This is a genomic window from Vibrio satsumensis (genome assembly GCF_050337435.1).
Classification (GTDB): domain Bacteria; phylum Pseudomonadota; class Gammaproteobacteria; order Enterobacterales; family Vibrionaceae; genus Vibrio; species Vibrio satsumensis.
In genome coordinates, this window is record NZ_JAKJSX010000014.1 from 185,241 (window position 1) to 204,852 (window position 19,612).

At 43.6% G+C, this 19,612-nt stretch carries 16 protein-coding genes, 2 tRNA genes and 2 rRNA genes; 6 read left to right on the forward strand and 14 right to left on the reverse strand.

Going from position 1 to position 19,612, the window contains the following annotated elements; genetic code table 11:
* Positions 1-5: 5 nt before the first annotated feature.
* Positions 6-701: a VV20781 family protein gene (locus tag L4C44_RS18705; protein ID WP_146489665.1), complete on the reverse strand. Its 696-nt coding sequence runs from the start codon at positions 699-701 to the stop codon at positions 6-8.
* A 384-nt stretch (positions 702-1,085) separates the two neighbouring features.
* On the opposite strand from L4C44_RS18705, the gene L4C44_RS18710 reads away from it, so the two are divergent.
* Positions 1,086-1,577, forward strand: a complete 492-nt coding sequence (locus L4C44_RS18710) for a hypothetical protein (protein ID WP_372384801.1) — start codon at positions 1,086-1,088, stop codon at positions 1,575-1,577.
* A gap of 8 nt (positions 1,578-1,585) precedes the next feature.
* Here the strand turns inward: L4C44_RS18710 and phoU are convergent, their stop codons facing one another.
* The 4 genes from phoU to L4C44_RS18730 form a co-directional block, all read right to left on the reverse strand.
* Positions 1,586-2,284, reverse strand: coding sequence for a phosphate signaling complex protein PhoU (phoU, locus tag L4C44_RS18715; RefSeq protein WP_146489664.1), 699 nt, complete (start codon positions 2,282-2,284; stop codon positions 1,586-1,588).
* Between the two features lie 74 nt (positions 2,285-2,358).
* Positions 2,359-3,177, reverse strand: a complete 819-nt coding sequence (gene pstB, locus L4C44_RS18720; RefSeq protein ID WP_428805564.1) for a phosphate ABC transporter ATP-binding protein PstB — start codon at positions 3,175-3,177, stop codon at positions 2,359-2,361.
* On the reverse strand, positions 3,178-4,887 hold the full coding sequence (gene pstA, locus L4C44_RS18725) for a phosphate ABC transporter permease PstA (protein WP_146489662.1): 1,710 nt from the start codon (positions 4,885-4,887) through the stop codon (positions 3,178-3,180).
* A 110-nt stretch (positions 4,888-4,997) separates the two neighbouring features.
* Positions 4,998-7,214, reverse strand: a complete 2,217-nt coding sequence (locus L4C44_RS18730; protein WP_146489661.1) for an ABC transporter permease subunit — start codon at positions 7,212-7,214, stop codon at positions 4,998-5,000.
* 200 nt (positions 7,215-7,414) lie between these two features.
* On the opposite strand from L4C44_RS18730, the gene ppk1 reads away from it, so the two are divergent.
* Together ppk1 and ppx are read left to right on the forward strand one after the other, a co-directional pair.
* A complete protein-coding gene (ppk1, locus tag L4C44_RS18735) occupies positions 7,415-9,511 on the forward strand; it encodes a polyphosphate kinase 1 (RefSeq protein ID WP_428805565.1) in 2,097 nt (698 codons plus the stop codon).
* Complete coding sequence (ppx, locus tag L4C44_RS18740) at positions 9,502-11,013, forward strand: exopolyphosphatase (RefSeq protein ID WP_428805566.1); 1,512 nt, start codon at positions 9,502-9,504, stop codon at positions 11,011-11,013. The genes ppk1 and ppx overlap by 10 nt, the downstream gene beginning before the upstream one ends.
* A 78-nt stretch (positions 11,014-11,091) precedes the next feature.
* Here the strand turns inward: ppx and L4C44_RS18745 are convergent, their stop codons facing one another.
* From L4C44_RS18745 to phoB, 3 genes are read right to left on the reverse strand one after another with little or no spacing between them, the layout of a single operon-like run.
* Positions 11,092-12,069 carry a PstS family phosphate ABC transporter substrate-binding protein gene (locus tag L4C44_RS18745; protein ID WP_146489658.1) on the reverse strand — a complete coding sequence of 326 codons (978 nt, stop codon included), beginning with the start codon at positions 12,067-12,069 and terminating at the stop codon, positions 11,092-11,094.
* Complete coding sequence (gene phoR / locus L4C44_RS18750) at positions 12,066-13,364, reverse strand: phosphate regulon sensor histidine kinase PhoR (RefSeq protein WP_428805567.1); 1,299 nt, start codon at positions 13,362-13,364, stop codon at positions 12,066-12,068. Before phoR ends, L4C44_RS18745 begins: the two co-directional genes overlap by 4 nt.
* 33 nt (positions 13,365-13,397) lie before the next feature.
* On the reverse strand, positions 13,398-14,087 hold the full coding sequence (phoB, locus tag L4C44_RS18755; RefSeq protein ID WP_004735064.1) for a phosphate regulon transcriptional regulator PhoB: 690 nt from the start codon (positions 14,085-14,087) through the stop codon (positions 13,398-13,400).
* A 193-nt stretch (positions 14,088-14,280) separates the two neighbouring features.
* Between phoB and rdgC the strand changes: the two genes are divergently transcribed.
* The 3 genes from rdgC (at position 14,281) to L4C44_RS18770 (ending at position 17,090) form a co-directional block, all read left to right on the forward strand.
* Positions 14,281-15,195: a recombination-associated protein RdgC gene (gene rdgC, locus L4C44_RS18760; protein ID WP_017062534.1), complete on the forward strand. Its 915-nt coding sequence runs from the start codon at positions 14,281-14,283 to the stop codon at positions 15,193-15,195.
* Positions 15,196-15,399: 204 nt separating this feature from the next.
* Complete coding sequence (gene trhP, locus L4C44_RS18765; protein WP_285954972.1) at positions 15,400-16,803, forward strand: prephenate-dependent tRNA uridine(34) hydroxylase TrhP; 1,404 nt, start codon at positions 15,400-15,402, stop codon at positions 16,801-16,803.
* 32 nt (positions 16,804-16,835) lie between these two features.
* A complete protein-coding gene (locus L4C44_RS18770) occupies positions 16,836-17,090 on the forward strand; it encodes a YfhL family 4Fe-4S dicluster ferredoxin (protein WP_004740368.1) in 255 nt (84 codons plus the stop codon).
* 41 nt (positions 17,091-17,131) lie between these two features.
* Here the strand turns inward: L4C44_RS18770 and L4C44_RS18775 are convergent, their stop codons facing one another.
* The 6 genes from L4C44_RS18775 to L4C44_RS18800 all read right to left on the reverse strand — a co-directional run.
* On the reverse strand, positions 17,132-17,440 hold the full coding sequence (locus L4C44_RS18775; RefSeq protein ID WP_060983276.1) for a hypothetical protein: 309 nt from the start codon (positions 17,438-17,440) through the stop codon (positions 17,132-17,134).
* Between the two features lie 274 nt (positions 17,441-17,714).
* On the reverse strand, positions 17,715-18,554 hold the full coding sequence (gene mepA / locus L4C44_RS18780; RefSeq protein ID WP_285954971.1) for a penicillin-insensitive murein endopeptidase: 840 nt from the start codon (positions 18,552-18,554) through the stop codon (positions 17,715-17,717).
* A 306-nt stretch (positions 18,555-18,860) separates the two neighbouring features.
* Positions 18,861-18,937 (reverse strand) — tRNA-Trp (locus tag L4C44_RS18785).
* Between the two features lie 35 nt (positions 18,938-18,972).
* Positions 18,973-19,049 (reverse strand) — tRNA-Asp (locus tag L4C44_RS18790).
* Between the two features lie 79 nt (positions 19,050-19,128).
* Positions 19,129-19,244, reverse strand: a 5S ribosomal RNA gene (gene rrf, locus L4C44_RS18795).
* A 101-nt stretch (positions 19,245-19,345) separates the two neighbouring features.
* Positions 19,346-19,612, reverse strand: a 23S ribosomal RNA gene (locus tag L4C44_RS18800); the annotation flags it as partial.

Sequence of the window (19,612 nt, forward strand, 5' to 3'; positions counted from 1 at the left end):
GAACCCTAGTCTTCTGGACGCCAACTCAATGCACTCGCGATAGTACCAATAACTAGCGTATCTTTCTCATCATCATTAAGTTCAGGCATCATCTGTAAAGTTAGCATTCCATTCGTCTGAGCGGCTGCTACCTCTTGTGAAACTTGTTTAAAGCTATACCCTAAAGGTTTTTCAACTGACATCAAAAGGTCTTTGCTTGAGTGGACAGTTTCTACATCATATTTACTCGACCCAACTCGTATGTAGCCAGCTTCTTTCTTCTCTAAACTAACTTTAATCATCCCAGATTGAGGCTCTAAGACGAACTCTCCTACTTTCTCATTCCTTTGGGTTACAGAGCAGCGATAAGGCTTATTGCCACCGAAATCAACACCCATATAGTTAACTGAAGTCCCACCGCCAGAACAAATTAAGTTCCACACCTGACCATTGTCGTTTCTAGTGATCTCAGCTGCAAGCTCTCCGTCTTTAAAAGAGACAGTATCAAACCATGTTGAACTTGATGAGTTTCGACTGTATTTGCCTTGATACATACCTGCAATATCAAACGTTCCTTCTTGTCCCAATCCCCAGAAGTCACCATCTGTTTTAATAATAAGTTGCGGTTGCTTACTAACCACTTCTGATTTGTCCATGATGGCAACGCTGCCGCACGCTGTTAACGTGAAAAGAGGGGACAAAACTAAAAGAAACTTTTTCATACTGATATCTACCTGAAAAATAAATGTGGAGGATAAATTCAGCAAGAGAATAAATTAAAGATTAATCGGAATATAGTAAACACTAATGAGCCACATCGACATTATCGTCATTATCGTCATTACATCGGAACAAATACACTAAATAACATAAGGTTAAGTAGACGTTTATCTATCAAACTCGTTTTGTAAGGCTACGTAAGACAAAGCACTCGCTAAATAACGATAACAACCACTGATAAGTACACGTTATTACAGAGATAACCAATGCGAATTAGCCTGCTCTTTCAAAGTCCATATAATGATTACCGTTATCCAGTTAATTCTCTGGGTTCATTCATGGATCGACCTAATGCTAAGGAGAGCAAAAATTACTTCGGTGGTACCATGAAACTAAAAACACTTCTTCTAACTTCGGCTTTATTCTCAACCTCTGCATTTTCAAGTGGTCTTCATTTATCCCCTGAACTAAAAATTGGTTCTTATCATGGCTTCGGGTTACAGGCGGGTGTTACTGATATGGCAAATTTAGGTGCCGTTTACCTAAGTTATTCTCACCTTTGGTATGACAGCGATCGATATGATGAAACTGTCAATGCATATCGTGTTGGTATCCAAAATATGTTTGGAAGAAACCAAAACCACGGCTTTCAGGCTGAGATAGGTGTGGCAAGTTATGATGGTACAAAAACACGCTCAGGCGAAGTAGAAGAAAAGACAACACACGGGTTAAGCCTTGGCGGTGCCTACGTTTACCAAGCGACACCAATGCTTGGACTGCGTGCTGGTGTTGATATGAATATTTTTGATCACAATAAAACCTTTGTGCCTTACGACACGACGATCAATTTCAATCTTGGTGCAATTCTTAGCTTTTAAAGAGTCCCTTACTTCAGTGCGTCATCTAGGCTTTGATCGCCTAAATGGCGCACATCTTTCCCTTTCACAAAGTAAATAATGTATTCACAGATATTCTGGCAACGATCCCCCACTCGCTCAATCGCACGAGCCGACCACATCACCTGTAAAATATTTGGGATGTTATTAGGGTCTTCCATCATATAAGTCATTAACTGACGAATGACAGCCTCGTATTCCGCATCCAACTTATCATCAAGCTTGTGAACTTCTGCCGCCGCATCGACATCCATACGAGCAAAAGCATCTAATACTTGGTGAAGCATGGTGATAGCCTGACGGCAAAGAGGCTCTAACGAAACATGGAACTTTTGTTCTTTGGTCGAAGGGATCTCTATCGCACCTTGAGCGATTTTAGAGGCAACATCGCCAATACGTTCTAGATCGGTAATCGTTTTGATGATCGCCATAATCAGACGCAAATCTTTCGCTGTCGGCTGACGCTTTGCAATGATTCGAGTACACGCCTCATCAATCGACACTTCCATCGCATTCACTTTATGGTCGTCACGAATCACTTTTTTAGCCAATTCAACATCGTCTTTATGAAGCGCCTGCATTGCAAACGAGAGTTGCTGCTCCACTAGCCCACCCATGGTCAATACATGAGTACGGATCGACTCTAACTCGACATTGAATTGCCCTGAAATGTGGCGACCGAAATGCATAGCTGCTCCTTGAAAGAAATGAAGAAAGCCATTTTTATAGAGTGACTTAGCTCTAGATGACACCTCTGTAGAGGTTAGCCATATCTACCAGTAATGTAGTCTTCCGTCTGATTTTTCAATGGAGACGTAAAAATTGAGTCCGTATCTGAGTACTCGATCAATTTTCCCATATGAATAAAGGCAGTATGGTCACTTACACGCGCGGCTTGTTGCATGTTGTGGGTAACAATCACTACTGTGTATTGTGTTTTGAGATCGTTGATCAACTCTTCAATCGTCAAAGTAGAAATCGGATCCAGTGCAGATGTCGGTTCGTCCAACAAGAGTACTTCAGGCTCAATCGCGACCGCACGAGCAATAACCAAACGCTGCTGTTGGCCGCCAGATAAACCAAAGGCGTTCTCATGCAGTCGATCTTTCACTTCATCCCATAGCGCTGCAGCACGAAGAGAGCGCTCAACCGCATCATCAAGGTCTCGGCTGTTGCTAATACCTTGCAGCCTCAAACCATAAACCACATTCTCATAGATAGATTTAGGGAAAGGGTTTGGGCGCTGGAATACCATACCAACACGACGCCGTAAGGTCGCAACATCCACCTCAGGGTGATAGACATTCTTGCCATGAAGCTTCACTTTCCCAGAAACCTTACACCCTTCAACTAAGTCATTCATGCGATTAATGCAGCGCAGCAAGGTCGATTTACCACACCCTGATGGGCCAATAAAAGCCGTCACTTGCCCCTTTGGAATTTGCATTGAAATATCATCGAGTGCTTGGCTCTCTTTATAATATAGATTTAGCCCCTCAATTGAGATAGCAACTTGCTCATCCTTCAGGTTATGAACATCTAGTGGTGCTTGGTAACCCAAGGTTTCATTAATCGAGAACATTTAATCTTGTCCTAAGGTTCGGTATTTTTCACGCAAGTTATTACGGATATTGATGGCTGTTAAATTCAATCCAACAATCACCGTAACCAATAAAAATGAAGTGGCATACACTAAAGGTCGTGCCGCTTCAATATTAGAGGTTTGAAACCCAACATCATAGATATGAAAGCCTAAATGCATGAACTTTCTGTCTAAATGTAGATATGGAAACTGACCATCTACTGGCAAGCTTGAAGCTAATTTCACAACACCCACCAGCATTAGTGGAGCCACTTCCCCTGCGGCTCTCGCGATTGCCAAAATTAAACCCGTGATAATCGCAGGACTTGCCATCGGTAAAACAATACGCCAAAGCGTCTCAAATTGAGTCGCACCAAGGGCTAATGAACCGTGCCTCACAGAGCTAGGAATCCGCGTTAGGCCCTCTTCGGTGGTTACGATAACTACTGGAAGCGTCAATACCGCTAAGGTTAGAGCAGACCATAATAGGCCTGGGGTACCAAATGTCGGAGCAGGTAATCGCTCAGCATAAAACAGCGTGTCAATCGAGCCACCAATGGTATATACAAAAAAGCCTAAACCAAAAACACCGTATACAATCGACGGAACACCCGCCAAGTTAATTACGGCAATACGAATCAAGCGCGTCAGGGCGTTGTTTTTTGCATATTCATGAAGATATATTGCAGCAACTACGCCAAGAGGCATCACTACGATCGACATAAGAATAACCAACAATACAGTGCCGAAAATCGCAGGAAACACACCGCCTTCAGAGTTTGAGTCTCGTGGGTTCTCTGATAAGAATTTCCAAACTTGTTTACCCCAATGCCCTACCTTCTCAGGGTAAGACATCTTGTTGGGATACCAATAATCTAGAATATGACTGAGTGGTATTTCAACCTTTTCGCCCGTCATATCCTCCACAAGTAAACTTTCTACATTGAGCTGTGTTCTGAGATGCTCAAGCTTTACTTCTGCTTCATCTAACTGACGGCTTAATTCCAGTTTAGTTTGAGTATAGGTTTTAAGGTATTCATCACTCACTGACTCATTGAGTTCAAGCTTACGCCTTTCTAAACGCAAGTTTTCTAATTGCCAGCTGATATTACGGATTTCTTGACTCACAACACGTGATGTTTCTTCGCGTAACGTATCAGCGAATGCCAAGCCTTGTTCGAGCTTTTGGTCAATGTTCGAATCGAATGTACCAGAAGCGGTCTTAAAGCCCACCGGCTTACCAAAGAAATAACCACCACGACTTCGTTCAATCACTGCCCACTCAGACGGAGTGGTTGGTTCACGTAAGTTAACATCCAGAATCGAAACAAAGTCCGCAGAGTACAGTTCTCTGTTGGCGACTTTAATGCTTAAGCGCTGTATTAGCCCTGTCGACAAATTTTGAGGCGACAGAAGGTCATGGACTTGTGGAACTTGCTCTATCGGAATGTACTTTCGTTCATATAACTGACCAATCAATAAATCTTGTTTTGATACGGTTTCGTCAAGGTCGACCACTAACGATAAGTCTTTGGAATCAACTTGCCATTGGTATAAAGGAGCTGGCCAAAAATAGGTTAGGCCCTTCCAGCCAATCAACAGCATGAGACCAAGGACAGAAAGCATACTGATGCTCACCGCCCCACCCGTTAGCCATATCCACGGAGAGCCCGATCTAAACCAAAATATTAATGACTTAAATTTATTCATCACGATCTACCTTACTCTTGACGAGCGGGCTCAAGGAACAGAAAATGCCACGAGATAGGCTAGTCAAACAGCTAACAGTCATTGATGCATATTGAAGTAAATCTTTAAAACTACAGCGCACGATATTTATCTCTCAGTCTTTGTCTAACCCACTCTGCAACTGAGTTCACCGCAAACGTGAAAATAAACAGCAACAATGCTGCTAAGAACAATAAGCGGAAGTGAGAACCGCCAACTTCTGATTCAGGCAGTTCAACTGCAATCGTTGCTGATAGCGTTCTCATCCCTTCCAAAATATTCCAATCGAGAATAGGTGTGTTACCTGTAGCCATCAAGACGATCATTGTTTCGCCAACCGCTCGTCCTAACCCCATCATGATGGCTGAAAAGATACCCGGACTAGCCGTCAATAACACTACATAAATAAGGGTTTGCCACGCTGTTGCGCCCAACGCCAATGAACCATCTGATAAGTGTTTAGGTACAGAGAAAATAGCGTCTTCGGCGATAGTGAAGATTGTCGGGATAACCGCAAAGCCCATAGCAAAACCAACCACCAGCGCATTGCGCTGGTCAAAATCGATGCCATAATTAGCCAAAAAAGTACGAATGTCACCACCAAACAACAAGGCTTCGATGCTGTTTCCACCAGCAAACACAGCGCCCACCGTAATCATCAATACCGGTATCAATATTAAAGCATGCCAGCCATTAGAGAAGCGACTCGTCACCATTTTAGGTAAGCAGTACCAAACAAGCCCCGTAAATAATGTGCTTAGTGGTAATAAAACCATTAATGAGAAGACTGCAGTTAAATGCGTTTCAACAATTGGAGCAAACCAAAGCCCGGCCAAAAATCCGATGATCACGGTCGGAAGTGCTTCCATCAGCTCTATCGAAGGCTTAACCACTCTTCGCATTCGTGGAGACATGAAGTAGGCAGTGTAAATGGCTCCGAGCACAGCAACCGGCACGGCAAACATCATCGCAAACAGAGCGGCCTTAATGGTACCGAACGTGATAGGTACTAAACTGAATTTCTCTTCAAAGTCATCGTTCGCCGACGTTGATTGCCAAACGTATTGTGGCTCAGGGTAACTTTCGTACCAGACCTTTTGCCAAAGTGATGAGAATGATATTTGTGGGTATTCATTGTCGACTTTAGCCACACTGATAGTGCCATCAATCAACGTCGCCAGATGCAGTTCATTGGCAGACATAGCGGCTAATTGTGGTGACTTATCAAACGCTCGTTCAAACAACGACAGCTTTTCACTGGTTGTATAATGGCTTTGTAATGTGCCGTTTTTATAGAAGCTGTAAAAACCCTTTCTATAAGTATCGGGCAGGATAAATTGCACTTGTTCGGCAAGTTGGAAATCTCGAATATGGGTCAGACTACGCTTTTCATCTTTGAGTACATCGAACCACTGAGAAACCTGTCCGTCCTCATGCGTGACCAACAACGAGTATGCCCCAGACAGTAAATCGATGCTTTTTACGGAATGCTTCGCATCGTTTAAGCTAAGGTCAATCACTTCACGAACACCAAAGCCGTTATCTGATAGTTTTAAAACAACCAAATCCGATTGTGCTCGGAGATATAAAGTTTGCCCATCAGGTGTGACGAGCAGTTGCTGCTGCAAGCCCAATTTATCCGACAGCCATTGGCTCTGCTGAAAAACATACTGACCAGTAAGGTCGCTCTGATACCACTTAACCAAGACTCGCTGGTCACTTAACTGAGCAGCAACCGTAATACCGCGTCCATTTTTTGAGAACGCAAATTTGTCGATCGTTGCCCCGTTTGAGGATTCATCATTTAAAAATGGTTCAGGGAGATCGATTTGCTCAATTTTAGGTTCGGCTTCGCTGCCCTTTTTCAGCACAGGCGCACTATACTCAGGATAGAAAAGAGTAAGGTTGCTGGCGCTGTCGGCAAAAGCAAACCAGTTTTCAGATGGGGTATTTCGAGAAAAGGCGACTGGGTTGGCTACAACATTACGCTCAAAGTAAGAGTGTGTATTTTGGGCCTCTAAATCCCAAAACTGTACCAAACCGGATTTTTCGATAGTAAATGCATGCTGACCATATTCGTCAACTGATAAGACGATAGGCTTTTCTACGGCAACGGTCTTCACGGCTTGGTCAGTATCTAAACCAGTGTCAGAAAACACAGGTAAAATGACCATCGCCAAGTAAACAAAGATCAATACCAGAGCAGCGAGAACACTGACCGCACCACATGTCACCGAAAAGCGGACGAGACGATCTTTCAACCATCTTTTTTTGTCGCGCTCTTTCAATGAAAATTGGGCTGAAGCCATCTGTTTATCTACCTTTTTTTAGCTACTGACATAATATGTATCTTAGATGACAATTATATTACAAGTTACGTTAAACAACTGAAACTAATAACAAGTTTGTTAGCCATATTTCTTAAAGTAAGATCATAGATTTTGTGCATTTTGCTATTCTAAATTAAAGTAATCAGCTCTATAGCCAGTACTCAAGGATTCTCATCTCGATGGAAAAAGACTATGTCACAAAAGAACTTAGCTGGTTATCGTTCAACGAAAGAGTGCTCCAAGAAGCGGCAGACAAGTCAGTACCATTAATCGAAAGGGTTCGTTTTTTAGGTATTTACTCGAAAAACCTCGATGAGTTTTACAAAGTTCGATTTGCTGATGTGAAGCGAAAGATCTTACTTCAAGATCCACAGCTACTCTCCAACTCGCTGAAAACTTTACTGACTCAAATGCAGAGTAAAGCGAGCAAGCTCGATGCTCAATTCCATGATCTGTATAACGACCTGTTGTTGGAACTAGCGCGCAATCGTATTTTTCTGGTCAACGAACAGCAAATCAGCGAAGAGCAAAGTGACTGGATCAAAAAGTACTTTAAGAAAAAAGTGCTACCACACTTAACTCCGTTTCTCTTGAACGAAGATAGCCAGTTACTCAATATTCTCAAAGACGAACAAAGCTACTTAGCCATCGACATCGGGCATGAGGCATCTTCTCAATATGTCTTACTCGAAATCCCATCAGAGGAACTCCCTCGATTTGTAAAGCTACCGGAAGCTTCGGGTTCTCAGCGTATGACTTTGATCTTGTTAGATAATATAGTTCGATTTTGTTTGGATGACTTGCTTAAAGGATTCTTTGAGTATGACTCATTGCGTTGTTTTGCGATAAAAATGACGCGTGATGCCGATTATGACCTTCAAGAGGACAATGAAAATAACCTATTAGAATCGATGTCTTTAGGTTTAGAACAGCGCTTAACGGCACTGCCGATACGTCTGCTCTATGAATCAGAAATGCCAGCTGAAATGCTCAACTTCTTACAAATCAGGCTTAAATTGTCTGACTATGATAGTGTCATTGCAGGTGGTCGTTATCATAATTTCAAACATTTCTCTGAGTTCCCAAGCCTTAACCGACGTGATTTAGTTAATCGCCCACTACCCGCGATTAAGTGCGCGCATTTCAACCACTACCCAAACTATTTCGAAGCAATCAAGGCGCGTGACATCTTACTCCATTACCCTTATCACACCTTTAATCACATCACTGAACTTGTTAGGCAGGCTTCCTTTGATCCCAAGGTAACCTCCATCAAAATAAATGTTTACCGTGTTGCGGAAGGCTCAAAACTCCTCAGCTCGATCATCGACGCTGCGCACAATGGTAAAAAGGTCACCGTGGTTGTCGAGCTGCAAGCCCGCTTTGACGAGCAAGCCAATATTCAATGGACCAAGAAACTTCAAGAAGCGGGTGTAAAAGTCATCCATGGCATCCCGAGCTTAAAAATTCACTCCAAGCTGCTGCTCATTAAACGAAAAGAAGGCAAGCATACAGAGTATTATACCCATATTGGCACCGGTAACTTTCATGAAGTTACAGCGCGCGTGTATACCGATTTTTCTCTGCTCACTGCGAATGAAGATTTGACTCAAGAGGTGAGACAAGTCTTTAAATATATTGAAAACCCTTATCAAAAGTCACAGTTCAAGCAACTGATTGTGTCACCAAAGAATACAAGAAAACGCCTCTACCAGTTGATAGATAATGAAATACAAAATTCGATAGAAGGTAAGCCCGCAAGCATCACTCTAAAACTCAACAACTTGGTTGATCGAGAGATCATTGAAAAACTCTATCAGGCCAGCCAAGCCAATGTAAAAGTGAGAATGATCATTCGCGGCATGTGCTCTCTTGTCCCTAGCATACCCAACATCAGTGACCATATTGAGATTGTTAGTGTGGTCGATCGTTTTCTCGAACACCCGAGAGTAATGATATTTAGTAACGCTGGAAAGCCGAAAGTCTATATCTCCTCTGCTGACTGGATGACACGAAACTTTGATCACCGCATCGAGGTTGCAGCCCCAATTTTAGATCCAAAGATCAAGCAAACCATTATCGATATCACCGAGTTTCATTTCGATGACAGTAACAAAGCTCGAGTGTTAGACCAATCGATGAGCAACCCTTACATACAACCACCAGCTAACCCACTTGATTACCCGACGTCACAACTCTCCACTTACCACTATATTAAACGTATGGAGAAACTTGCTCGCAAGAAGTACAAACAAGAGAAGAAATCATGCCGCTAATTGATAACAGACATTCTCGATGTATTGCCGCTATAGACTTGGGCTCGAACAGCTTTCACATGGTAGTTGCCCGAGTATTCGATCAACACCTGCAATTAGTCAGCAGACACAAACAGAAAGTGAGATTAGGTAATGGATTGGATGAACGTAACTTCCTATCCGAAAGCGCTATCGAGCGAGGCCTAGAATGCCTTAAAGTATTCGCAGAGCGACTAGCAGATTTTGAACTTGATGATGTCAGAGTTGTTGCGACTCATACTCTAAGAAAAGCCAAAAACGCTAAAGACTTCTTAGAGCAAGCTAAACCATTGTTCCCTTTTCCAATCGAGATCATTTCCGGTCAAGAAGAAGCTCGAATAATCTATAACGGCGTAGAACACACTCAAACCGCCTCAGAAACTAAATTGGTTATTGATATTGGTGGAGGGAGTACCGAACTCGTCGCAGGACAAGGTTTTACTCCCTTAATTATGCGCAGTTTACCTATGGGATGCGTCAGTTTCACTCAACGTTTCTTTGCTGACGGAGGACTAACCTCAAAACACTTCTCAGATGCTAATACCGCGGCTACTCGTCTATTGATGCCATTAATTGAAGAATATACAAAAGCCCCTTGGGAAATCGCCTTTGGCTCATCAGGGACAGCTAAATCAATAAAAGAGGTACTCATTGGCTTAGGGTTCACCGATGGCCTCATTACGCTCCAACGCCTGTCCTATTTAAAGAATCACTTATGTGAATTTTCATCATCCAAAACCTTAAATCTTTCAGGTTTAAGTGATGAGAGAAAGCCAGTGTTTGCTGCTGGCGTTACCATTCTTTCAGCAGCCATGGATACGCTAGACATCAAAGAGTTACATTTTTCTGATGGAGCCCTGAGAGAAGGCGTTCTTTATGACATGGAGGATCGATTTAAAGATATAGGTGTTCGAATAAGAACTGCCGAAACGCTCATCTCTCGATACCATGTAGACGTAACTCATGGCAAGAAAGTGAAAGAACTCTCTCTTTCATTGCTCAAACAAATACAACCTCAAGTGACAACGGCGGTCACTAATGAGCTGTATGATCTGCTTAGTTGGGCTGCATTACTTCATGAGGTAGGACAAAGTATTGCATTCCAAGGCTATCATCGCCATTCGGCTTATCTACTTAAGCACACGACAATGCCAGGCTTTAATACTGAGCAACAACGTCTTATATCAACATTGGTTCGCTATCAAAGAAAAGCGCTCAAGCTACAAGATTTGCCGGAACTTTCTCTGTTTACCCTGCAACAAATCACCCTACTGATTCGTGTATTGAGACTCGCTATCTTACTCAACCGTCAGCGAAATCAAGCACAGGCCCCAGACGTATCGCTAACTATAAAACAACAGGATAACTGGGAATTGAAAGGATCTAACAGCGATTGGTTGGCCCATAACCAACTGCTTGATTGTGAACTCAGAGAAGAGCAACGACGTTGGCAAAATGCTGGATGGTTGTTGAAGCTAAAATAACGAACCATCAAAATAAAAACAGCCTGCGGCATCGCAAGCTGTTCATATGTTTCTTTTCTAAGTTTGTAGTAGCCTCAATCAGAGCCCGACTTTTGCCAACTCTTGCTCTGCGAACTCAGACGGTATCGCTAAATAGCCATCTTTCTCTACCAGTTCTTGCCCTTGCTTTGAGAACACAAAAGTGAGGAACTCTCTCTCAACAGGAGAAAGCGGTTTATCTGGGTGTTTGTTCACGTATACATAAAGAAAGCGTGATAGAGGGTAATCACCACTCAAGATATTCGCTCGAGTCGGCTCTACATAATCAGAACCATGCTCGGTAATAGGAATTAACTTAACGCCAGCCACTCGATAGCCAATACCCGAATAGCCAATCCCGCTGATTGATGAAGCGACCGACTGTACAACCGATGCAGAACCTGGCTGTTCATTGACTCGGTTCTTAAAGTCACCACCGCATAAGGCGTTTTGTTTGAAATAGCCGTAGGTTCCCGAAACGGAGTTACGACCAAACAGTTGGAATCGATGTTTTGCCCATGGCTGATCGACTCCTAAATCTTGCCAATCGGTTAGCTGTTTCGTTGCACCGCAACGCAGTGTCTCTGAAAATATACCGTCAATTTGGCGAAAATTGAGCCCTTCAATAGGGTTATCACGATGCACAAAAATGCCAATGGCATCGATAGCAACTCGCAGTGCCGTCGGCTTATAACCATGCTCTCTTTCGAATGCTTCGACTTCTCTTAGGCGCATCGGTCGGCTCATTGGCCCTAAGTGAGCAGTACCTTCGGTTAAGGCTGGAGGAGCGGTAGAAGAGCCAGATGCTTGGACTTGAGCATTTACATTCGGATAGTAAGACTTGAACTCTTCCACCCATAGCGTTGTCATGCCTGCCAAGGTATCCGAACCTACCGACAATAAACTCCCGGAAATGCCTGGAACCTTAGAATAATCAGGAAGAGAATCGACACCTTGTTCTGCATGGACAGAGTTAACCAAAGCCAACGCTAACAATGAACTGACGGGGAAACGCACCCTGCGTATGAGAGAAATCATGACACAGTCAATCGATTTGGAAGCGTGAAGTAGAAGCGGCTACCGACACCCACTTCACTTTGAATTTCTAAATGTGAGTCATGGTGACTAAGCGCATGTTTCACAATAGCTAATCCAAGACCACTACCACCAGTATCACGAGAACGGGCTTTATCTACACGATAGAAACGCTCTGTGAGTCGATGTAAATGCTGAGGTTCAATACCATCCCCCGTATCTGACACGTCTAAGCAGGCACCTTGGCTTGTTTGATACCAGCGAACTTTAACCGTAGCGCCCGGAGGTGTGTATTTGACTGCGTTATAAACCAGATTCGATATCGCACTTCGCAACTGATCTTCATCAGCTAATACGCGCAGGCTCTTATCAATATCAAACTCAAGCTTGTGTTCCCGATCGCCACTCAAGCTCGCGGCTTCTTTCTCAAGAACCTCAAGCATGGCGGGAACGTTCACCACTTCATCCAACTCGTGCATTGGCGCTGCTTCAATTTTTGAAAGTGTAAGCAGTTGATTGACCAGACTGTTCATACGGTTCAGTTGCTCAGTCATTACACCATGAGCCTTGGTCCACATTGGGCCAACGATCATGTCTGGATCTTCCGTCATTTCAAGGTAGCCTTGAAGTACGGTCATTGGAGTGCGCAACTCATGAGATACGTTAGCGAAGAAGTTACGACGCATGCCCTCTAGCTGCTTAAGTTGAGTCACATCACGCACCACCATCAGGTGTTCACCCTCGGTATACGGCACAATACGCAGCTCAAGCATACGCTCCACATTCAGTGGAGAAGGCATCTCTAATGGCTCAGAGAAATCTTGCTTGTTCAGATATTTAATAAAGTCAGGCGTGCGAATCAGGTTCGAGATCGGTTGTCCTGAATCATCTGGCCAACGAAAGCCCAATAAATACTGAGCAAGCTTGTTACACCAAACGATATTGCCTTCACCGCGAAATACCACAACGGCATCGGGAAGCGATTCTGCACCGTTACGGAAACGGCGGATAAGATTGGTCAGTTCTTTACGTTTGCGACGTTGTCTCTGCTGCATACGATAGATACCGTTGAACAGAGATTCCCAGTTTCCTGAGCCTGAAGGTGGTGTTAGACGCTTCTCATCCCACAACCATGCGGACAAACGCATTTGGTTGTGTAGATGCCAGCCGAGCTGCAATACCGTAGCAGCCAGCAGTAACCAAGGTAGGTAACCGAATATCCATCCGACTAAAACCCATGGTGCGTAAAAAAAAGCCAGCTCCCAAGCCAGCTTTTTCCAGGTTAACTTTTCAACCATTCAGGACTCCGTAAACTGGGCAGCGAAGCCACATTAAGCCTTTGTAGAAAAACGGTAGCCAGCGCCACGAACCGTTTGGATTAGCTTATCGTGACCTGCAGATTCAAGCGCTTTACGTAGGCGTCGAATATGTACATCAACCGTGCGGTCTTCAACGTAAACGTTAGTACCCCAAACGTTGTTAAGCAGCTGCTCTCGACTGTATACACGCTCTTGGTGCGTCATAAAGAAATGCAGCATTTTGAATTCTGTTGGCCCCATATCAACTGGACCTTCGCTTGCGGTAACGCGGTGTGATACTGGGTCTAATTTAAGACCTTGAACATCAATCACATCTTCCAATGCCGTTGGTGTTACACGGCGGATAACCGCTTTCAGACGAGCGACGAGCTCTTTGGGTGAAAATGGTTTGGTAATGTAGTCATCAGCACCCACTTCTAAACCACGAACCTTATCTTCCTCTTCGCCACGAGCCGTCAGCATCACCACTGGGATGTTGCGAGTTAACTCTTCACGCTTCATGTGCTTGATAAAGTTTATCCCGCTACCACCAGGTAGCATCCAATCTAGTAATACTAGATCTGGGAAAGGTTCACATAGCTTGTTTACCGCTGTATCGTAATCTTCAGCCTCTACTGCTTGGTAGCCTTTTTGTTCAAGCACGAAACACAGCATCTCACGAATAGGTGCTTCATCTTCAACAACCAGAATCCTTCTCGACATAATTGAATAGCCTTTGTATTTAATCAACGCATTGCATTATCTGAGTTAATTATGACACTTTTGTGACCTTTGAAAACAAATTTTCATATAACTGTCTCAAACATTTCACTTTATAACTTTTGATACAGAGCTAAGGACAAATCGAATTAGATCTCATATCATGAAGCACTTCTAAAAAGGTATGAGAAAAATTATGTGGTTTAAAAATTGCCTAGTCTATCGCTTCAACCGTGATATTGATTTCAACGCAGATCAGCTAGAGAAACAACTTGAAGAATTCCGTTTTACTCCTTGTGGTAGCCAAGACAAACAGAAATTTGGTTGGGTACACGCAATGGGTCGACATGGCGATATGATGACGCACGTATCAGAAAACCGCATTCTAATCTGTGCAAAGAAAGAAGAGAAAATGCTACCGGCTTCTGTGATCAAAGAATCATTGAACGCAAAAGTAGAAACGCTTGAGGCAGAGTCTGGCACACCTCTGAAAAAGAAAGAGAAAGACAGCCTAAAAGAAGACATCATCATTGATCTACTTCCTCGCGCATTCAGCCGCAGCAACTTCACTTACGCGCTGATCATGCCAAAAGAAGGCTTTATCGTAGTTGATGCGAGCAGCTATAAAAAAGCAGAAGATGTATTGGCATTGCTACGTAAGACAATGGGTAGCCTACCGGTTGTTCCTGCGATTCCAGAGCAAGCGATTGAAACAACGTTAACTGAATGGGTTAAGTCAGGCGATACGCCTCAAGGTATCACTATGCTTGATGAAGCAGAGTTAAAGTCTATCCAAGAAGACGGCGGTATTGTCCGAGTTAAGAAGCAAGAACTAGAAGCGGATGAAATTAAGAACCACATCGAAGCCAATAAGATGGTGACGAAACTTCTTATCAACTGGCAAGACCGTATTGAATTCATTCTTGCAGAAGATGGCAGTATCAAACGCCTAAAATTCAGTGATGAACTAAAAGACGAAAACGACGATATTCCTCGTGAGGACCAAGCTGCACGCTTTGATGCAGATTTCTCATTGCTATGTGGTGAGTTCAGCGTGTTCCTTCCGAACCTGTTCGAATCACTAGGTGGCTTAACTCAACCAAACGCTTAATAAGTAACTTCAAAGCTCAGGTGCACCGTGCCTGAGCTTATTTTCCCTACATTTCCCGCTGTATATTTATCCCTTCACTCTCTTCTTAATATCATTGCTATCTTTAGGGCTATCAACCAAACTCATTTTAGCGTAAAATTTGCGCCCCTTTGATATCACTTGGTGGTATCAACCTGACTTGAGATCAGATTAGAGAACGAAGCAATGACTACACAAAAACCATTTGTACCTGAACTATTATCACCGGCAGGAAGCCTTAAAAACATGCGTTACGCATTCGCCTACGGCGCAGATGCAGTTTACGCGGGTCAGCCACGTTACAGCCTTCGCGTTCGTAACAATGAGTTCAACCACGAAAATCTACAAATCGGTATCGATGAAGCTCATGCTCAAGGCAAAAAGTTATATGTTGTATGTAACATTCAGCCACACAACTCTAAACTAAAAACTTTCATTCGCGACCTTAAGCCAGTTGTTGATATGGGCCCAGACGCTCTTATCATGTCTGATCCTGGTCTTATTATGATGGTTCGTGAAGCATTCCCTGAAATGCCTATCCACCTTTCAGTTCAAGCTAACGCTGTAAACTGGGCAACGGTAAAATTCTGGGCTACACAAGGCGTTGAGCGTGTCATCCTATCTCGTGAGCTATCACTTGAAGAGATCGAAGAGATCCGCGAACACTGTCCTGAAACAGAACTAGAAATCTTTGTTCACGGTGCACTTTGCATGGCGTACTCTGGTCGTTGTCTACTTTCTGGTTACATGAACAAGCGCGATCCTAACCAAGGTACTTGCACTAACGCTTGTCGTTGGGAATACAAAACAGAAGCGGCAAAAGAAGACGAAAACGGTCAAATCGTTGAAGCAAACCCTACTGGTGTTGAGATTCAGGATGTTGAAGTTCAAGACGAACGTCCAGACAACACACTAGGTCTAGGTAAACCAACAGATGAAGTGGTTCTACTTTCAGAGTCACACAAGCCTGAAGAGAAAATGGCTGCGTTTGAAGATGAGCATGGTACTTACATCATGAACTCAAAAGACCTTCGTGCAATCCAGCACGTTGAGCGTCTAACGAAGATGGGTGTTCACTCACTGAAAATCGAAGGCCGTACTAAGTCTTTCTACTACTGTGCTCGTACAGCACAGGTTTACCGTAAAGCTATCGATGACGCCGTAGCAGGCAAGCCATTTGATGAAAGCCTAATGGGTACACTAGAGAGCCTAGCGCACCGCGGCTACACTGAAGGCTTCCTACGTCGCCATACTCACGACACTTACCAAAACTACGAGTACGGTTACTCTATCTCTGACACTCAACAGTTTGTTGGTGAATTCACAGGTAAGCGCCGCGGTGACCTAGCGGAAGTAGAAGTGAAGAATAAATTCCTAGTTGGTGACAGCTTAGAAATGATGACACCGAAAGGTAACGTTGTTTTCAAACTGGAAGTTATGGAAAACCGTAAATCTGAAGCTGTCGAAGACGCAAAAGGTAACGGTCACTTTGTCTTTATTCCGGTACCAGCAGATCTAGACTTAGAGTATGGCTTACTGATGCGTAACTTGAGCGAAGGCCAAGATACACGTAACGCTTCAGGTAAGTAACTTTACTTAGAAACTCAACTGAGAAGAAAGCAATGGCTCTGTTAATCACTGACAAGTGCATAAACTGCGATATGTGTGACCCTGAATGCCCAAACGGCGCAATAACTATGGGTGACAGCATTTTCGAAATCGACCCAGATTTATGTACTGAATGTAAAGGTCACTATGAGAAGCCAACGTGTCAGTCTGTATGCCCAATTACTAAGTGCATCATCACTGATCCAAACCATATTGAAACTGAAGATGAGCTACTAGAGAAGTTTGTTATCATTCAAGGCTTGACCTAAAAGAAGAAAGGTTCAACTTAACCATAAGTTGAACCTTTTTTTTAACCTGATTTTTCGATTGGGTAAATATTGCAGAAGAGCTCTTTTTCAAATTGGTACTCGAGTCGCTCTCGCCAGTTTATCGACTGAGATACAGGAACAAGATAAAAGTTTTCCCTGCTGGTATCTGTCACAAATGCCATTCCATACTGCATCAATTCATAGTGCACATCATTTACGAAGCTAGGGTCTAAACGTTGTCTGCCCGTCAATTGAGTGATGTCATCCCTCGAAATAGAAATACCCGAACTTTCAGCGTTGAACCTATGTCTTAACCATCCTGAAAATTCCTTTGCACAAATCATAGTCATAGTCTTATCCTTGAATTATCTATCTACGGGTATCAGACTCTGATTTTACATACTGCATATAAGCCGCATCTTTCACCCCAAAAACACTCCACCCTTGACCAAGCCGTGTCAAATTCGTCATCGCCCTTGCTGATAGCGTTATTAGTTTTATTAATATCAAACGATGTTCTTAATCTCGTGTTTATAAACACTAGACAAAAGTGTGATATTTCTCCAGTTTTAGAGTCGAGAAAACCAGTGGCTGTACCACTGTAAAAAGCCTCGATTAACAGGATTACTTATTCGATATCAAGGCCAAACACTGACTTGGCATCACTTTAACTTTTTTCTTTTTCTTATTTTTCGCTACTTTTGGGGGAGGTGGAACTGGAATGGTCTTTGGAGCCCAACTGGCAAGTTCATCTCCACAGCCATCACCTTGAGGAGGGTTTGCTTGAGCTATACAATTTGAACTGCCTTCAGGACACTTTAAACGAACGTGAAAATGTGAATGATGCCCCCACCAAGGCCTTATTTTGCCTAACCAAGCTCTATCATTAGCGTCAGAGCTTTCTTGTTCACAAAGGGTTTGCTTAATCACTGGATGAACAAAAATACGTACCACTTTTTCATCTTTCGCGGCATAGCGAATGACTTGGAAGTGATCATCAGTCCAATTCGATTTGCGCAATTTGTAGTTGGTGAGATCGACAACGCTGATTGGCTTAGGAACAGCGAGTTCATTTTCGGACAGCCTCTTATCGGTGAGCCTTAACCATATATCAATATCCAAGCCAGTCTGGTGGCTTGAATGACCAGACGAAAAGCGCCCTCCTCGAGGTAGAGAAATATCACCAACCAATAAATTAGTGTTGAGCTGTTCGCTCGCGGTCACACCTAGCCTTTCAATAAACTGAATGGCCTCTGTATGTCCATAGTAGCGCTCTCTCTGAGGACGAATCACTTGGTAACCTTGACCATCAATTGGCAAAGCCTGCGCACCGTCTAGACAGCCATTAGCGTAACTACCGATAGATGAGGTTGAATTTCTTGTCGGGCTCTTTTCTTTTTCCCATGGGGTTGCCGATACGTAAAACGAACAAAAGATAAGAGCTGATGTACAAAATAACCTCATAACAATTCCAAATAAATGATCTCTATCTTCATACTAGTCGTCATTAGGAAATAGGTGCATATCGAGGATGATATTTTGAAGATAAAGAGGGATTTTCATTTGGAGAGAGGGTAATGTTCAAATCATAGAAAGCAAAAGGCTCGAGCATTTCTGCCGGGGCGCGCAAGTCTAGAGCCTTAAATATAGCAGGGGAGACTGAGCCGGCACTCCGGAGATTCGACAGGGCTGGCGCTCGAGCTCTCAACATTGCTTCGTAGAAGCAACAAATGCAAAAAAGCCTCAGCATTTCTGCTGAGGCTTCGTATATGGCAGGGGTGGAGAGATTCGAACTCCCAACACGCGGATTTGGAATCCGCTGCTCTGCCAATTGGAGCTACACCCCTATTTTCAGTTTTAAAGAGCTGAAACTCTGAATAAGTGGCGGAGTGGACGGGACTCGAACCCGCGACCCCCGGCGTGACAGGCCGGTATTCTAACCAACTGAACTACCACTCCGCAGTGGAATACTTGTCGTCGCTGACAAGTGTTCATAACACTTTTGTCTTCACTTTTGAAAAGTGAAAATAAATTTGGAGCCTGGCGATGTCCTACTCTCACATGGGGAAGCCCCACACTACCATCGGCGCTATTGTGTTTCACTTCTGAGTTCGGCATGGAATCAGGTGGGTCCACAATGCTATGGTCGCCAAGCAAATTTTAAAATTCGGAAAACTGTATTTAAAAGTCTATCTCTTCAAACTCATTCAAGCGTTTGGTATTTCTTTGAGTCCACAAAACCCCTTGGGTGTTGTATGGTTAAGCCTCACGGGCAATTAGTACAGGTTAGCTCAATGCCTCGCAGCACTTACACACCCTGCCTATCAACGTCGTAGTCTACGACAACCCTTTAGGACGCTTATAGCGCCAGGGAAAACTCATCTCAAGGCTCGCTTCCCGCTTAGATGCTTTCAGCGGTTATCGATTCCGAACTTAGCTACCGGGCAATGCCATTGGCATGACAACCCGAACACCAGAGGTTCGTCCACTCCGGTCCTCTCGTACTAGGAGCAGCCCCTTTC

Excerpts from the sequence above, each read along its gene's own strand:
- L4C44_RS18705 (WP_146489665.1), bottom strand. The coding sequence starts at position 701 with ATGAAAAAGTTTCTTTTAGTTTTGTCCCCTCTTTTCACGTTAACAGCG.
- L4C44_RS18710 (WP_372384801.1), top strand. The coding sequence starts at position 1,086 with ATGAAACTAAAAACACTTCTTCTAACTTCGGCTTTATTCTCAACCTCT.
- phoU (WP_146489664.1), bottom strand. The coding sequence starts at position 2,284 with ATGCATTTCGGTCGCCACATTTCAGGGCAATTCAATGTCGAGTTAGAG.
- pstB (WP_428805564.1), bottom strand. The coding sequence starts at position 3,177 with ATGTTCTCGATTAATGAAACCTTGGGTTACCAAGCACCACTAGATGTT.
- pstA (WP_146489662.1), bottom strand. The coding sequence starts at position 4,887 with ATGAATAAATTTAAGTCATTAATATTTTGGTTTAGATCGGGCTCTCCG.
- L4C44_RS18730 (WP_146489661.1), bottom strand. The coding sequence starts at position 7,214 with ATGGCTTCAGCCCAATTTTCATTGAAAGAGCGCGACAAAAAAAGATGG.
- ppk1 (WP_428805565.1), top strand. The coding sequence starts at position 7,415 with ATGGAAAAAGACTATGTCACAAAAGAACTTAGCTGGTTATCGTTCAAC.
- ppx (WP_428805566.1), top strand. The coding sequence starts at position 9,502 with ATGCCGCTAATTGATAACAGACATTCTCGATGTATTGCCGCTATAGAC.
- L4C44_RS18745 (WP_146489658.1), bottom strand. The coding sequence starts at position 12,069 with ATGATTTCTCTCATACGCAGGGTGCGTTTCCCCGTCAGTTCATTGTTA.
- phoR (WP_428805567.1), bottom strand. The coding sequence starts at position 13,364 with ATGGTTGAAAAGTTAACCTGGAAAAAGCTGGCTTGGGAGCTGGCTTTT.
- phoB (WP_004735064.1), bottom strand. The coding sequence starts at position 14,087 with ATGTCGAGAAGGATTCTGGTTGTTGAAGATGAAGCACCTATTCGTGAG.
- rdgC (WP_017062534.1), top strand. The coding sequence starts at position 14,281 with ATGTGGTTTAAAAATTGCCTAGTCTATCGCTTCAACCGTGATATTGAT.
- trhP (WP_285954972.1), top strand. The coding sequence starts at position 15,400 with ATGACTACACAAAAACCATTTGTACCTGAACTATTATCACCGGCAGGA.
- L4C44_RS18770 (WP_004740368.1), top strand. The coding sequence starts at position 16,836 with ATGGCTCTGTTAATCACTGACAAGTGCATAAACTGCGATATGTGTGAC.
- L4C44_RS18775 (WP_060983276.1), bottom strand. The coding sequence starts at position 17,440 with ATGACTATGATTTGTGCAAAGGAATTTTCAGGATGGTTAAGACATAGG.
- mepA (WP_285954971.1), bottom strand. The coding sequence starts at position 18,554 with ATGAGGTTATTTTGTACATCAGCTCTTATCTTTTGTTCGTTTTACGTA.